This window comes from Gordonia sp. w5E2, from assembly GCF_036540975.1.
GTDB classification, from domain to species: Bacteria; Actinomycetota; Actinomycetes; order Mycobacteriales; family Mycobacteriaceae; genus Gordonia; species Gordonia jacobaea.
The window spans coordinates 2637540-2652321 of sequence record NZ_CP144213.1 but is presented as its reverse complement, the minus strand read 5'-3'; the positions used below and the strand labels follow the sequence as shown (position 1 = coordinate 2652321).

The 14782-nt window shown below is 64.8% G+C and carries 14 protein-coding genes; 5 read left to right on the top strand and 9 right to left on the bottom strand.

Annotated elements, in window-relative coordinates; genetic code table 11:
• Positions 1–5 precede the first annotated feature (5 nt).
• Positions 6–758 carry a PIG-L family deacetylase gene (locus RND64_RS11920; protein WP_049700673.1) on the bottom strand — a complete coding sequence of 251 codons (753 nt, stop codon included), beginning with the start codon at positions 756–758 and terminating at the stop codon, positions 6–8.
• Positions 759–971: 213 nt separating this feature from the next.
• Between RND64_RS11920 and htpG the strand changes: the two genes are divergently transcribed.
• Together htpG and RND64_RS11910 are read left to right on the top strand one after the other, a co-directional pair.
• The gene (htpG, locus tag RND64_RS11915; RefSeq protein ID WP_049700753.1) at positions 972–2948 is read left to right on the top strand and encodes a molecular chaperone HtpG; all 1977 of its coding nucleotides are present in this window, start codon (positions 972–974) and stop codon (positions 2946–2948) included.
• A gap of 139 nt (positions 2949–3087) precedes the next feature.
• Complete coding sequence (locus tag RND64_RS11910; RefSeq protein WP_049700672.1) at positions 3088–4542, top strand: DUF4878 domain-containing protein; 1455 nt, start codon at positions 3088–3090, stop codon at positions 4540–4542.
• A gap of 56 nt (positions 4543–4598) precedes the next feature.
• On the opposite strand, the gene RND64_RS11905 is transcribed toward RND64_RS11910, so the two are convergent.
• Together RND64_RS11905 and RND64_RS11900 are read right to left on the bottom strand one after the other, a co-directional pair.
• On the bottom strand, positions 4599–5534 hold the full coding sequence (locus RND64_RS11905; protein WP_049700671.1) for an N-acetylglucosamine kinase: 936 nt from the start codon (positions 5532–5534) through the stop codon (positions 4599–4601).
• Between the two features lie 27 nt (positions 5535–5561).
• Positions 5562–6032 carry a hypothetical protein gene (locus RND64_RS11900; RefSeq protein WP_083444467.1) on the bottom strand — a complete coding sequence of 157 codons (471 nt, stop codon included), beginning with the start codon at positions 6030–6032 and terminating at the stop codon, positions 5562–5564.
• A gap of 155 nt (positions 6033–6187) precedes the next feature.
• Between RND64_RS11900 and RND64_RS11895 the strand changes: the two genes are divergently transcribed.
• Complete coding sequence (locus RND64_RS11895) at positions 6188–6682, top strand: nitroreductase family deazaflavin-dependent oxidoreductase (protein WP_049700752.1); 495 nt, start codon at positions 6188–6190, stop codon at positions 6680–6682.
• Positions 6683–6698: 16 nt separating this feature from the next.
• Here the strand turns inward: RND64_RS11895 and RND64_RS11890 are convergent, their stop codons facing one another.
• Both RND64_RS11890 and RND64_RS11885 read right to left on the bottom strand, forming a co-directional pair.
• Positions 6699–7541 carry a crotonase/enoyl-CoA hydratase family protein gene (locus RND64_RS11890; protein WP_049700669.1) on the bottom strand — a complete coding sequence of 281 codons (843 nt, stop codon included), beginning with the start codon at positions 7539–7541 and terminating at the stop codon, positions 6699–6701.
• Positions 7542–7551: 10 nt separating this feature from the next.
• Entirely contained in the window at positions 7552–8655 is a 1104-nt protein-coding gene (locus RND64_RS11885) for an NAD(P)H-dependent amine dehydrogenase family protein (RefSeq protein ID WP_049700668.1), read from the bottom strand.
• Between the two features lie 159 nt (positions 8656–8814).
• Here RND64_RS11885 and RND64_RS11880 point away from each other — a divergent pair, with 159 nt between their 5' ends.
• Entirely contained in the window at positions 8815–9549 is a 735-nt protein-coding gene (locus RND64_RS11880; RefSeq protein WP_049700667.1) for a glucose 1-dehydrogenase, read from the top strand.
• A gap of 10 nt (positions 9550–9559) precedes the next feature.
• On the opposite strand, the gene RND64_RS11875 is transcribed toward RND64_RS11880, so the two are convergent.
• From RND64_RS11875 to RND64_RS11860, 4 genes are all read right to left on the bottom strand, one after another.
• Entirely contained in the window at positions 9560–10528 is a 969-nt protein-coding gene (locus tag RND64_RS11875) for an arsenic resistance protein (RefSeq protein ID WP_049700666.1), read from the bottom strand.
• A 62-nt stretch (positions 10529–10590) separates the two neighbouring features.
• Entirely contained in the window at positions 10591–11223 is a 633-nt protein-coding gene (gene upp, locus RND64_RS11870) for a uracil phosphoribosyltransferase (RefSeq protein WP_049700665.1), read from the bottom strand.
• 26 nt (positions 11224–11249) lie between these two features.
• Complete coding sequence (locus tag RND64_RS11865) at positions 11250–12479, bottom strand: URC4/urg3 family protein (RefSeq protein ID WP_064861352.1); 1230 nt, start codon at positions 12477–12479, stop codon at positions 11250–11252.
• Positions 12476–13759, bottom strand: coding sequence for a GTP cyclohydrolase II (locus RND64_RS11860; protein ID WP_064861363.1), 1284 nt, complete (start codon positions 13757–13759; stop codon positions 12476–12478). Before RND64_RS11860 ends, RND64_RS11865 begins: the two co-directional genes overlap by 4 nt.
• Before the next feature lie 410 nt (positions 13760–14169).
• Between RND64_RS11860 and RND64_RS11855 the strand changes: the two genes are divergently transcribed.
• Positions 14170–14718: an FBP domain-containing protein gene (locus tag RND64_RS11855; protein WP_064861351.1), complete on the top strand. Its 549-nt coding sequence runs from the start codon at positions 14170–14172 to the stop codon at positions 14716–14718.
• Positions 14719–14782: the final 64 nt, after the last annotated feature.

The following is a 14782-nucleotide window of genomic DNA, read 5'->3' as shown; positions in this document are numbered from 1 at the left end:
CCGGTTCAGATGTCGCAGCCGTCTGCGGTGAGGTCGCGCCGCAGGAAGCACTCGGTGCCGAGGGCCAGATCACGTTGCGCGCGCGGCAGACTCATCAGCGCAGAGACGGTGGATCGTCGTGCCAGTTCTGTCTTGTGGGACTCGATCGCGCGAACCTTGTGTTCGATCCACTCGGATACATCGAGTTGAAGCCCGAGAGTATGTGTGGGCGCGCCGGGAAAGTCACCGGGCTGCAGTAGCGGAAAGAGCGTGTCCGCCAGTTCGGCGACCATCCAGTCGGCGATGGTCGCGAAGTACAGCGAACGTACCTGCCAGGCCGGTAAGCCATCGCGGTACATGGTTGGGGTGGCGGCAGCATCGGCGGCAGCACAGGTGATTCTGTGTGCCCTGATGTGGTCGGGGTGTCCGTAGATCCCATACGCGTCATAGGTGACGAGAACGTCGGGTTGTAGACGGCGGATGTGGCCGGCCAACTCGGCGACCTCGCTGTCGAACGACGCATCGGTCAACCGTTGATGCCCGGGCGCGGATTCCGGCACCTTCAGGTCGGCGTAGTCGAGCAGTATCGGTTCGTCGTGAACGCCTAGTTCGCCGAGTGCGTCGAGCAACTCGCGATGCCGTGGAGTGCCCGACATCCACGTGCACATCACCACGGAGACCTCGCCACCTGCGGCGATCGCGCGGGCGATCAGGCCGCCGGTCCACAGCGACTCGTCGTCGGGGTGTGCGTGAACGAGCATGATGCGCGGCGTCGACATCCTTCGCTTTCCAAGGCTCGGTGGTGCTGCGGTCGTTGGTACTGGGGTCGATTGTGTCCGAACGCGGTGAGGTTCGCCGTGCTCCGACCCTCCTCAGGGTACTGCGCGCGGCGTCGGTAAAATTCTTACGTCGCGCACGTCGCACCCCGTGAGGTCGCGATGGCATCGAATCGGCAGACAACGCGCCCAGTCGTACTGATCCGGAGGCACATGATGAGCACCCAGTCGGAAACCCGCGAATTCCAGGCAGAGACCCGTCAGCTACTGGACCTGATGGTGCACTCCGTGTACTCCGACAAGGACAGCTTTCTTCGGGAGCTGATCTCGAACGCATCCGACGCGCTCGACAAGCTCAGACTGGAGTCGCTCGTCGACAAGGACCTCGACGTCGACACCTCCGATCTGCACATCACGCTCGAGCCGAGCTCGAACGACAGCGCCGAGCGCACCCTCACCATTCGCGACAACGGCATCGGAATGTCACGCGACGAGGTCGTCGAACTGATCGGCACCCTCGCGCGCTCGGGCACCGCTGAATTGCGTGCCAAGCTCGCGCAGGCGTCGGATTCCGCGGCAACCGAAGAGCTGATCGGACAGTTCGGCATCGGCTTCTATTCGACGTTCATGGTCGCCGACAAGGTCACCCTCGTCACCCGCAAGGCAGGCGAGCAGACCGGAACCCGTTGGGAGTCAACGGGTGACGGCACCTACACCATCACAGATGTCGACGACGCACCGCAGGGAACGTCGGTGACGCTGACGCTCAAGCCGGCCGACACCGAGAACCACCTCTACGACTACACCGACCAGACGAAGCTTCGCGCACTCGTCAAGCGTTACTCCGATTTCATCGCGTGGCCGATCCGGATGGACGTCGAGAAGACGACCACCACTCCCGCGGAGAACGACGGCGACGAACCGGTCACCACGACCACCACGGAAACCGAAACCATCAATTCGATGAAGGCGCTGTGGTCGCGTTCGCGCGACGAGGTCTCCGACGAGGAGTACAAGGAGTTCTACCGCCACGTCGCGCACGCCTGGGACGATCCGCTCGAGATCATCACCCTCAAGGCCGAGGGAACGTTCGAATATCAAGCGCTGCTGTTTATCCCGTCGCAGGCGCCGTTCGATCTGTTCATGCGTGAACGCACCGGCGGAGTGCAGTTGTACGTCAAACGAGTGTTCATCATGGACGACTGCGACGAGCTGATGCCCGAGTATCTCCGCTTCGTCAAGGGCGTTGTCGACGCTGCGGACCTCTCGCTCAACGTGTCCCGCGAGATCCTCCAGCAGGATCGACAGATCAGAGCAATCCGTCGTCGACTCACCAAGAAGGTGATCTCGACCGTCGACGAGATGCGCGCCGCCCGTCCCGACGACTACCGGACGTTCTGGGACAACTTCGGCCGCGTCTTCAAAGAAGGTCTGGTCAACGACGCCGACAATCGTGATGCGCTTCTCAAGGCATCGGCATTCGAAACCAGCCATGCCGCAGACGAATTGACATCGCTGGCCGATTACGTCGGTCGGATGTCCGACGCGCAGAAGTCGATCTACTACCTCACCGGCGAATCCCGTCAGCAGATCGAGAACTCGCCGCACATGGAGGCGTTCCGGGCCAAGGGCATCGAGGTGCTCTTCCTGCACGACCCCGTCGACGAGATGTGGGTATCGAGCGGCGTCGAATTCGACGGAAAGCCGTTCCGGTCGATCGCCAAGGGCGAAGTCGATCTCGACGAACTCGACGGTGACGCAAGCACTTCCGACGAGTCGACCGATGCGCGCAATGCCGAGTTCGAGGAACTGCTCACCTGGCTCGGTGAGGCGCTTGACGCCGACATCAGTGAAGCCCGACTCTCGCACCGTCTCACCGAGTCGGCCGCGTGTCTCGTCGGAGACACCTACTCGATGTCGCCGCAACTCGAACGCCTCTATCGTGCCTCGGGTCAGGAACTGCCCAAGACCAAGCGTGCCCTCGAACTCAACGCCGATCATCCGCTGGTCGTCGGTCTCAACGCGGCATTCAAGGCCGACACCGACCATTCGCGGCTGACCCCTACCGCCAAGCTCATCTACGGGATGGCGTTGATCGCCGAGGGCGGGGAGCTCGACGACCCCGCCGATTTCGCACGCCTGCTGACGGGAACGCTCACCGCCTCCGTAGCCCCTGCAGGTGGTAGCGACTGACGTTCATTCACCCGTCTGACCCGACTGCCATAGGTCGTTCACGTTCGTTTAAGGTTGGTCCGATTCCGACGAGTCCGACAGCGAGTGCAACGAGCCACAGAGGCTGGCCGCGTCGGCGACGACAGGGGGAGATGCCGCCGTGAGTTATCCGCACGATCCGTTTCAGCCGGGCGATTCGACGCCCCAGGGCGCGACGCCCCAGAAACCGACGCCCCAGAAAGCGACGCCCCAGGGTGCTCCCGGCGCGAGTGATGCGACCTCGAGTGACGGCAAGTCGGCGGGCGGGTACGCGCCATACGGGCAGCAGAGTCCCGCGCAACCGGTGTACGGACAGTCGGCGTATGGCGAGTCGCACTATGGCCAGTCGACGTATGGCCAGGCCGACACCGGCCAGCCGGCGTATGGCAAGAGCGGGTACGAGCAGTGGCAGTCGGCGCCGGCCGGCACCGCCGAACCGGCGGCGAATGTCGGTCAGCCGCACCAGGGTTACGACGCGAACCCGGGCCAGCCGCCTCAATACGGTCAGCCCCAGTACGGTCAGGCCGGCCAACCTCAGGGATATGGTCAGCAACCCGGTGCGGGGTGGGGTGCGCAGCCGGCGATGGGCGGCGGCGGAGTGCCGCCGCAACGTCCGAAGCAGAAGAACAAGCGGCTCTTTCTGCTTCTGGGCATCGGCGGCGGCGCCCTGGTCCTGATCGTTGCCCTCGTGGTGACGCTGATCGTCGTGTTCACCGGCGACTCGGGTCCCGGCGGTTCGCCGAAGGCCGCGGTCCAGACCTATCTCGAAGGTCTCTCCAGCGGCGACGCCAAGAAGGCGCTGAGCGTCGTCAGAACTCCGCCGTCGGAAAAACTGCTCACCGACGAGGTGCTGAAAAAGCAACAGGCGACCGCCAAGATCTCGGACATCAACGTGCGCGAACCGTCGACGTCGTTGTCGTCGATGGCCACGGTGAAAGCCACGTACAAATTCGGAGATCGCAACGCCGACATCGATTTCATGCTCAAGAAGTCCGACGGCAAGTGGACCGTCGACAATGGGACCATCCCGATCGACGTCGATGACACCCGCGTGCCGCAACTGACCGCGTTCGGTGTCGACGTCAGCAAGGACAGCAAGGTCTACGTGTTCCCGGGGCCGGTCGAGTGGGGTTCGGCCAACCCAAACTTCTCGGTCAAGGCCGATAACTCCGGCGACTTCCCGCTGGGGCCGACATACGCGTCGTACAACTCCCTCAAAGTCGAGTTGAGCGATCAGGGCACCAAGGCCGTGGCGACCGCCCTCGACACGTACTTCACGAACTGCGCGGGTTCCACGCAGGCCGACGCGTCGAAGGACAAGCCGGGATGTTCGCAGTCGCTGTACCAGTCGGTCGTCCCGGGCAGTGTCCGCTGGACCAAGCCGACCGACATCAATGAACTGAGGCTCAGCCCGGATTACGAGACTCCCACAAGCGTGAAGGTATACGGCAGTGTGGAGTGGCCCGCTACGTACATGTCGACCTCGTCCGGCCCGGGAAGCTACACCGACAGCGACTACCTCAGTGGCTCTGTCGACCTCGCGGCTGCCCAGCCCACCTTCACCGCGTCTCGCTGACGAGGTGCAGGCGACCACCTGATGGCTGGGCGCGATGGGAACGTCGCGCCCAGCCATCAGCCTGCTCGGTAGATCTCGATGTCGAGTGGGTGCCCCGGCGGCGTATCGGCGACTCTTTCGACGCCGTCGAGCGACGTGCCCAGCGGCGCCTGGACGACGGCTCCCTGTGCGCGCGTGCTGATCTCGTCGCGCAGATGCTCTCGCAGCATGTCGTTGCGGGTGAGGACCGCCCCCATCCAGCTCACGCGAGATGCATCGCCCTCGTGCCATCCGGTGCGGCGTAGCGCCGCGATCACCGACGTGGCCAGCTCTGTGGCTGCGTCGCGAAGAATGCCCACGGCGATTCCGTCGCCGCTGTCGGCTTCCCGCCCGACGATCCGGGCAAATCCCGCGATCGACGCGACATGGTCCGGCGCACCCTGCAGTCGCATGTACAGCTCAGGTAGCTCACCGAACTCGTCGACCGCCGCGCGTTCCAGCGAGGTGGGACCGCTTCGTCTGTCGAACGAACGCAGCGCCGCGTCGAGTCCGGCGCGCCCGATCCAGTAGGCGCTGCCCGCGTCACCGAGAAGGTGACCCCACCCGTCGATCCGCGCCGTACCGAGGTCTCCGACGCCCAACGTCACCACCCCGGTCCCGACTGCGGTGACGACTCCATGGTCGAATCCGTTGGCGCCGAGATACGCAGACACCGAATCATGAACCAGGAACACCGAATCGACGCCGAGATCGGCGGTCAGCGCCAGCAGTCGCTCGGGACGTGACTGATCGGGCGTCAGGCCGGACACTCCCGCGGTGAGGGTCGTCGCTCGAACCGGCGCGTCGGCGAGCGCTCGCCGTGCGATCTCGGCGACTTGCTCGACGACCGGTCGCGACGTGAAGATCGGCCCGTCGTCGCGGTCCGTCGTCGTACCGTCGATGGCGACGCGGACGCGTGAGCCGCTCTGCCCTCCGTCGATGCTGACTCGACGTGTGTCCGGTCCGGTTGTCATGGCACCTCCCGGTCCGAAACTACCCGCTCATGCCGCGCGTTCGACGGGGATCGGGATGGTCAGGAGTGCAACGTCGTTGGCTCGGTGGATCGGAAGAATGGGCACGCCGAAGCGTTGCGCGGCACTCACGAGGAGACGGCACCATCCGAGATCGCGCGCGGTGATCCCGTCCCTGCCAGGTCGTGTGAGCAGGAACGCCAGCGACAGATGCCCGTCATCGGTCACCGTGCGGAGCTGGGTGACCAGGGTGTCGATCAGATGCGCGTCGGGCACGGTCGGCAATGTCATGCGCGGCAGAGCCCCGGGGGCCAGGCGAGCATCGTCGATGAAGGCGATCCAGAGACAGGGTTCGCTGAAGCCGAGCGGTCCCATGAGGGCACGCCACCGCTGGCGCAGCGCCTCGGTGCTGTCGAACGGCAGCTTCGCGGTCTTGATGTCGGGAATGGGCTCACTGTCGGGTGCGTCGGAGATGCGGTCAGAAGCGTTGTCGTGGTTCATGCGTGTCATCGTCGTCCCGATCGGACGAGACGATCAGAGCCGCTTCCACAGCTGTGCACATCCGCCTTGACACGGTGCGACGTTGGCACGGTGCGTAGGAGGCATTCGGTGTGGCGGAATCGGGCCGCGAAATGGTCGCATGGAACACTGACCACATGGGCCTGTTGACTCCGCTGGCGATCAAGGTCGGTTCCATCCCATGGATGCCGAAGTATCTTCCGCAGATCGTGAAGTGCGACAAGGCGATTGCGGTGCTCACGCGTCAGCGCTACGGCTTACTCGATATCGCGGGCCTTCCGCACATCACGCTGATCGTGCGCGGACGCCGTAGCGGTGTCGAGCGCGCCACCGCGCTGCTCGCGGCCCCCACCGATGCGGGCTGGTTGATCGCGGGTTCGTATTTCGGCGGGCCCGATATGCCGCAGTGGGTCTTCAACCTGCGCGCGACGGACACGGTCAAGGTGCGTCACGCGGGTCTGACATCGGAGGCGACGGTGCGCGAGCTCGACGGCGACGAGCGCGCACAGGCCTGGCAGGTGCTGCGTGCGACTTGGCCGAACTTCGATCTGTATGAAAAGCGCACGGACAGAAAGATTCCGGTCTTCTCGCTCGTCACCGACGAACGAGAAGACCGGACCACGAGTCAGTGACCGGTGAGGTGCGACGTCAGGAGCCGGTGAAGTTCGGGTCGCGCTTCTCGAAGATCGACGCGACCGCCTCGGTGAGGTCGTTACTGGGCAGGAACGCCGCATTCCACACGGCAACGTAGCGGAGGTTGTCGGCAACCGCCGCTGAACGCGTGTGATCGAGAACGGCTTTGACGCCCTTGACGACGAGCGGAGGATTAGCGGCGATCTGCGCGGCCGTCGTGCGTGCGAGAGCGAGAGACTCTTCGGGGGTTTCTGTGACCTCGTTGATCAGGCCGATCGCGGCGGCCCGCTGCGCGTCGATATCCTTGCCGGTCAGAGCCAGCTCACGCATGTGGCCGTCGCCGATGATCGCGGGGAGTCGGGCGAGGCTGCCCATGTCGGCGACCATGCCGACGCGCACCTCGCGGACGCTGAACTTGGCATCGGCACTCGCATAGCGGATGTCTGCCGCGGTGATCAGGTCGACACCACCGCCGATGCACCAACCGCTGATCGACGCGATGACCGGAGTGCGAGAGTCGGCAACGGCGTTGATCGCACGCTGCATGTAGATGATCGTGTCATGAAAGTCCATGCGCGGCTTGGCTTTTGCGTTGTCGGCCAAAACCGGGCCAAGTGATCCTGACATCGCGGGAATGTCGAGTCCGTAGGAAAAGTTCTTTCCCGACCCGGTGATGATGATTGCGCGAACCTCATCGTCGGCATCGAGCCCTTCGATGATGTCGGGAAGTTCGCGCCAGAAGTCGGGTCCCATCGCATTGCCCTTGCCGGGGCCGGTGAGACGGACTTCGGCGACCTGGTCGGCCACATCGACCTCGAAGGCCTTCCATTCACGGTCACTGACGGTCTGCTCGCTCATGGGGGTCAACTTACCGGAGGCCATCCTCGCCGGTCGGGGCGCCTGTGGCGAACACGCCGTTACCGGTCACCAGTGGGAGATCGAGTGTTGTGCGGATACCTGCGGGGGCGTCGTGGACGGCCGGGATCGCGTTCACGATCCGTCCCATGGCGGCCACGATCGCGGCGTGGTTGTGGTCGCCCTTCGCGCTCGTCGGCATGATGTCGACGCGGTACGACGGTTCGCCGACGATCTCGACGCGATAGCACCCGCCCGGTTGTGACGGCCGCGCCCAGTCGGGTCGCAGATCGTCGCGTAGCCGCGTGACGTGTTCGATCACGACGGCTTCGCGTCCAGCGGACATCCCGATGATCTCGAAACGCACTGCGGCTCGGGTACCTTTCTCCACCACCCCCGCCGCGATCTCGAATTCCTCTGGTGCGGGCTCACTTTCGTGGTGCTCGACGACCTCGTCGATGGTGATGCCGAGTCCGGCGGCGAGGATCTGCATCGTCGTGCCCCACGCGAGCCCGAGGATTCCGGGGAGGAAAAGCATGGGCGTCTCGTCGAGCGGCTTGCCGAAACCCATCACGTCGAACATGACCTCGGCGCCGTCGTAGGTCGCGTAGTCGGCGATCTCCATGCACCGGACCTGCTCGATCCGCTGACAGGTACCTGCGAAGACGAACGGGATGAGGTCGTTGGCGAATCCGGGATCGACGCCGGTGATGAACACGCTCGCGTCGTTGTCGCGGGCGGCTTCCTCGAGTTTGGCGATCGCTCTGTCCGGCATGACGCCCCAGGGATACTGCAGTCCACCGGGCGCCGAGCCGACGACGTCGATGCCCGCCGAGACGATCGCGAGAATGTCGTTGAACGCTTCGATCGGGCGCGTGTCGCCCATGGCGCAGTAGACGACGACGTCCGGTGAACCTTCGATGATCGACCGCAGATCGCCGACAGCCACGACGCCGGTGGCGCTGTCACCTCCGGCCAGGATTCCGGCGTCGACGCCTACCTTGTCCGGGTTGTTCACGCAGACGCCGACGAGATCGAACCGGTCGTCGTCGATGAGTTGGGTCAGCGCGAGTCTGCCCGCGTTTCCGGTGCCGACGAGAGCCACCCTGATCGTCATGTGCCAATGCCTCCTCGCTGTGTGAACCTCTGTCAGTGGTGAAAGCCAGGCAGGGGTGAACATCTGTCCGGACTGATGTCCATATGAGTAGAACACGGAACGACGCAGATGGGTAGAACGTGTTCTCATTTGGCCTCCGAGCAGGTACCGTGTGTCGCCATGGGACGTGTTGACGGCAAGGTTGCGATCATTACCGGCGGTGCCCGCGGCATGGGCGCGGAGCACGCGAGGGCACTCGTCGCAGAGGGCGGGAAGGTCGTGATCGGCGACATTCTCGACGACGAGGGCAAAGCGCTCGCCGCCGCGATCGGAGACTCGGCACGCTACGTGCACCTCGACGTCACGTCACCGGAGGACTGGCAGGCGGCGGTCGCCGCGGCGGTCGACGACTTCGGCAAGGTCAACGTTCTGGTGAACAACGCGGGCATCGTCAACGGGTCGACGGTCCAGAAGTTTCGCCTCGACAAGTGGAAGCAGATCATCGATGTCAACCTGACGGGCACCTTCCTCGGAATCCAGTCGGTGGCGGATCCGATGATCGCTGCCGGCGGCGGGTCGATCATCAACGTGTCGTCCGTGGAGGGGCTCCGTGGAAGTCCGTGGGCGCACGGTTACGTCGCGTCGAAGTGGGGTGTTCGTGGCCTGGCGAAGTCGGCCGCTCTCGAACTCGCGCCACACAACGTGCGGGTCAACTCGATTCACCCCGGCCTCATCAGGACGCCGATGACGGAGGGTCTGCCCGAGGACATGGTCAAGGTGCCTCTCGGCCGTGCAGCGGATTCGAGCGAGGTGTCGACCTTTGTGGTCTTTCTCGCGAGTGACGAGTCGTCGTATGCGACGGGCGCCGAGTTCGTCATGGACGGCGGGCTTTCCGCCGACGTGCCGCACAAGTAGCGGGGGCGGGTCAGCGGTCGCGGATCATCCGCGGGATGAGTTGCACGAACACCACCATCCCGACCAGTTCGACGGCCGTTTGCGCCACCACCGCTGTGGCCGCGAGGTCGGCCCCCTCGTTCAGCGACAGGGCAAGGGGTAAGACCACCAACGAGTTTCGTGTCGCGCCGGAGAATGCGACGGCGCGCGTCGATCCGGTGTCGAGGCCGAGGAGTCGTCCCACCGCCCATCCGATCAACGGCGTCACCATGAGGAACACGACGTAGATCCACAGCGCGCCTGCCACCGTCGAGAAGTCTGAACCCAGGCGCGCCACCTGCGACGCGGCGACGAGCGCCAGAACTAACGCCATCATCGGGACCATGGCCACATCGAGTCGACGGACCAGCGATTCGCGTGTCGGACTGTTGCGTGTCCACAACTGAACGCCCCAGGCGCACAGCAGCGGAATGACGATCAGGAACATGAACGCTGACACGAACGGTGCCGGGTCGATTGCGCCGAGGGAGGCGCCGCCGCCGAGAATCGCGAGATAGGCCGGTAACAACAGGAATTGGGCGATCAGCAGCAGCGGGGTCGCTGCCAGCAGTCGGTCGCTGCGCGCTCCCGCGAGTCCGCTGAACACGATGACGTAGTCGACACACGGACAGAGCAACACGATCAGCATCCCGAGGCGAACGGGATCGGAGTCGGGCATGACCAGAGTCAACAGCGCGACCACCGCGGGGACGGCCACGAAGTTCACGGCGACGAGCGCGAGAAGAAAGCGCCAGTCCCGCCACGCCGTAGCCAATCCCGACACCGGTACCTGAAGAAACGTGAGGAACAACAGCGCCGCCAGCGCCGGCGTCACCAAATACTCTGCGGCACCGCTGGTCTCCGGCAACGCCAGCCCAACTAGGCCACCGAGGGCGAACGCGCACAGGTACACAGCGACCTGGTGGCGCTCGAGCGACGCACCTATCGCGGAAGCCTGCATGCGGTTATTCTCCCCAACGCAGTGCGCCGCCCGGCGGGCACCCTACGGCGGGTGGGTTGTGCCTACTGGGTTCCGAAGATCCGGTCGCCTGCGTCGCCGAGGCCGGGAAGGATGTACCCGTCGTCGTTGAGTTCGCGGTCCACCGCGGCCGTGTAGACGGGGACGTCGGGGTGTGCGTCGTGGAGCGCGGCGAGTCCTTCGGGACAGGTGAGGAGGCAGACGAATCGGATCGAGCGCGGCTGATATTCCTTCAGCCGGTCGACCGCCGCGACCGCAGAGTGGCCTGTCGCCAGGAGTGGGTCGACGATGACGACGTCACGTTCGGCGAGTTCCTTGGGCATCTTGAAGTAGTACTCGACAGCGATGTGCGTCTTCGGATCTCGATACAGCCCGATGTGACCGATGCGTGCGCCCGGCACCACGCTCAACATGCCGTCCGCGATCGACGTCCCGGCGCGCAGGATCGACGCGAAGACGAGCTTCTTGCCGTCGATCACTCGTCCCGTCGTCACCTCCATCGGTGTCTCGACCTTGATCTCGTGCATCGGGATGTCGGCGAGGACGTCGTAGGCCATCAGAGTCGAGATCTCGTCGAGGAGGCGTCGGAAGTCGTTGGTAGAGGTCTCTTTCTGACGCATCAACGTCAGTTTGTGTTCGACCAGCGGGTGATCGATGACGTGAACCGTGCCGCCCATGTGTGCTCTTCTCGTTCTTCGGACGGTCAGAAGACCGTGCCGTCGCTGATGATGGTCAGGGGTGGAAGTCCTTGTCGCCGTTGCGCGGCGGCCTCACGACCCGCAGCCCATGTGCCGCCTTCGAGGATGCACGCGAGGGGAGTGGCGGCAGCGTCGAGTCCGAGTTCGGTGCAGACCAGTGGCGCCAATTCGTCGAGCAGCGCCACGGTAAGCGCGCGCCACTCGACGATGAACTCGTCGTCGACCTGCCATTCGCGTGTCGACCAGTCGGCTGGAATGGGAACGAGGACTCCGGTGTCGAGAAGCAGGCCGCCGTTGCGGTATTCGGGCAGCGCGGTCAGGTACTCCAGTCCGGTGACGGGGATTCCCTCGTCGCCGAAGGGTTCGAGCAACGAGTACGTCAGCCACTGCGACAGCTTGTGGAACGGCATCCATCCGGCGGTGACGCCGTCGCCACCGACGTCGCTGTGCCGCCAGCAGTCTCCGAGTGGCCGATCGTCGATCCGATTGGCAGAGGGCCAGATCGGCGCGAAGTAGGTGAGCAGTAGTGCGAGGATGTCAGCTGCGCGAACACCATCGGTGCCACCGATCAGTACATTCCCCAGTCCGCCGGGGCGGCCGTCCTCGCCGAAGACACCCGGCGTCGCCTCCAGCACGTCGGCGAGTTCGTGGAGCAGCCCGAGCCGGCCCTCGACGCCGACAAGCGGATTGTCGGCAGTCACCTGGAATGCCTGCGCGAGTTGGTCAGCGGTCAGTGCTCGCAGACCTGCTGCGTCGACGCGCAGTGCATCCTCGTCGGTGCTGGAGAACAGACCATCGGTGAACGCGTGGAAACTGGCGACGCCGAGTCCCTCTGAGCGGGTGAGGCGGATGTCGGTGCCAGGCTCGTCGAAGTGCCACCGCGGACCTGCGCCCGCGTCGAGCAACACACTCACGACGGCGAGGTCGATACGCGTGCTGATCCGTTCAGCCACAGTTGACGCACTCATCCGCTGCGCCAGCCCGGCGACCCTGTGGACTCCCGCGGCCTCGAAGTGGCGCCATCGGCTGTGGAACGGGACGTCGAGGTCGGGGTAGCGTGCCCGTGTGACGTCCGCAACCAGGCTGACCGTCGTTCCGATGGCATCGTCGTCGACGGTGAACCAGTGCGATTGGCCCTCGCGTGCGCGGGTGAGAAGTGTTGTCGCCCGGTCGCGGATGGTGTCGGTGCTGTGCAGGGTCGCGAGGGGATCGACGACCGTGTCCGTCGCCCTCATGTGGTCAGACCCCGCCCTTTCGCCTTACGCAGTTCGTCGGCATCCGGGATCACGCCGCTCGTGAAGTAACCTGCTGCTGTCTTCGCGTCGATCTCCACGCGTGCGTCGTCGGGAATCAGGTAGTCGGGCAGGTCGACGCGTTCTCCGACGGTGATCCCGGATCCGGTGATCGCGTCGTACTTCATATTGCTCATCGAGACCAGTCTGTCGATCTTGGAGATTCCGAACCAGTGCAAGACGTCGGGCATCAGCTCCTGGAAGCGCATGTCCTGCACTCCCGCAACGCATTCCGTGCGTGCGAAGTACTGGTCGGCGGTGTCGCCGCCCACCTGTCGTTTGCGTGCGTTGTAGACGAGGAACTTCGTCACCTCGCCCAATGCGCGACCCTCCTTGCGCGAGTACGCGACCAGGCCGACGCCGCCGCGTTGTGCTCCGAGGATGCACTCCTCGATCGCGTGCGTGAGGTAGGGGCGGCAGGTGCAGATGTCGGAGCCGAACACATCCGACCCGTTGCATTCGTCGTGAACGCGGGCCGTGAGCTCGACGGTCGGATCGGCGAGGTCGCGCGGGTTGCCGAAGATGTACACGGTCTGCCCGCCGATGGGCGGTAGGAAGACGTCGAGGTCGGACCGTGTGACCAACTCGGGGTACATGCCACCGGTCTCTTCGAACAGAACGCGACGCAATTCCGTTTCGCTACAACCGAATCGCTTGGCGACCCCGGGCAGGTACCACACCGGTTCGACGGCGGCTTTGGTCACAAGTGCGGCGCCGTTGGGCAGCAAGGTCTCGTTGTCGGGTACCAAGCGCCCCTTGGCGATCGCCTCGGCGATCTCGGGGAGGATGACGTGAGCCTTCGTGATGGCGATGGTGGGGCGGACGTCGAACCCGGCGGCGAGGTGATCGGGAAACGAGTCAGCGATCGTCGCGCCCCAGGGGTCGATGCTGACGATGGCCTCGGGGTCGCTCCACTGTGGGTAGGGGCCGACCACGTCTGTGGGCGAGGTATTGGTGAGGTCGGCGCGGTGTTCGCGTGAGAGCGCCCCGCTTGCCACTGCCAATGCCCGGTACACGCTGTACGAGCCCGAATGAGTGCCGACGACGTTGCGGTGTCCGCGCGTCGTGGTGGTCGCGATGACGGGGCCCCGCTCTGCCGCGGTCGACGCTCCCCAGGTGATCGGCGGAGCGTCGACTCCACCGCTGTGCGACGTCAATCTGATGTGACCGGGCAGACGCTGCCCGGATGTCGGTCTGGCCTGTGCGCCGGAGTCGGTTGACACGGTGCGCTCCTTCCGCGGGTGGCCCCGGCGTCGCGGTCGGAGCCACCGTGAGGTCGCGTCGGCGCGTCGGGAAACCGCCAGCATAGCCACAACCAGAGGCTCTCGCCGGGCGAGTGATGGCCCGTTGGTTGGCTAATCACGTTGACGACGACACGAGGTCGACGGCAGACTCGACTACGTGTCTGCACCATCTGTCCGCCTCGTGCGGTGTGAGGGGGTTGTCGGCGTGCATGCCGACAACAGATAGCCGTCCGCTCTGAGTGCGCGCTCGCCGTGACCGGTGAGTGCGCGATCGTTCATACGCCGATCCGGCTGTCCTCATCGCTTCGTGCCGTCTCCAGGGGTTCCAGACTCCAAGGTTCTCAGGTTTCCAAGGGCGGCACGCCACTCACGGAACAGGTGAATTCACCATGCGACAACTCTCCGAAAAACAACTGCGCGCGTCCCTCGTCAATGCCTCGGTACGGGAACGCAAAGAACTCCATCTGCCCACCGAGTTCGACACGCTCGACTGGGATCAGCTCGAATACCTCGGTTGGCGCGACCCCAAGACGCCGACCATCGGGTACCTGGTCGTCGATCTCGCCAACGCTTCCGACGTCCCTGATGCGTCCGATGTGTCTGACTCCGAAACCGCGGACGGTCTCGTCGGCCTGCGCCTGCGGGCGGGCGTCGTGCCGCCACGCACGCGCGTGTTGTGCGCACTGTGTGAAGACGTCTCGATCCCGAACGAGGTCCTGCTATACACGGCGCGGCGCGTGGGCAAGGCCGGTCGTCGCGGCGACACGATCGGCACATTGATCTGCTCGCACTTCGAGTGTTCACGCAACGTCCACCGGTTGCCGTCCTCGGCGATGGCAGGTCAAGATCGGGAAGCGTTGCGGCTCAACAGGATCGACAATCTACGCGACCGAGTTCGACGCTTCGTCGTACGTGCCGGAGCCGACGAGATCGCCTGACGCACGAGCCCGCCGACAACGAGCGCGGGGCCGGGATCGGAGAAGGTTTCTCTGATCCCGGCCC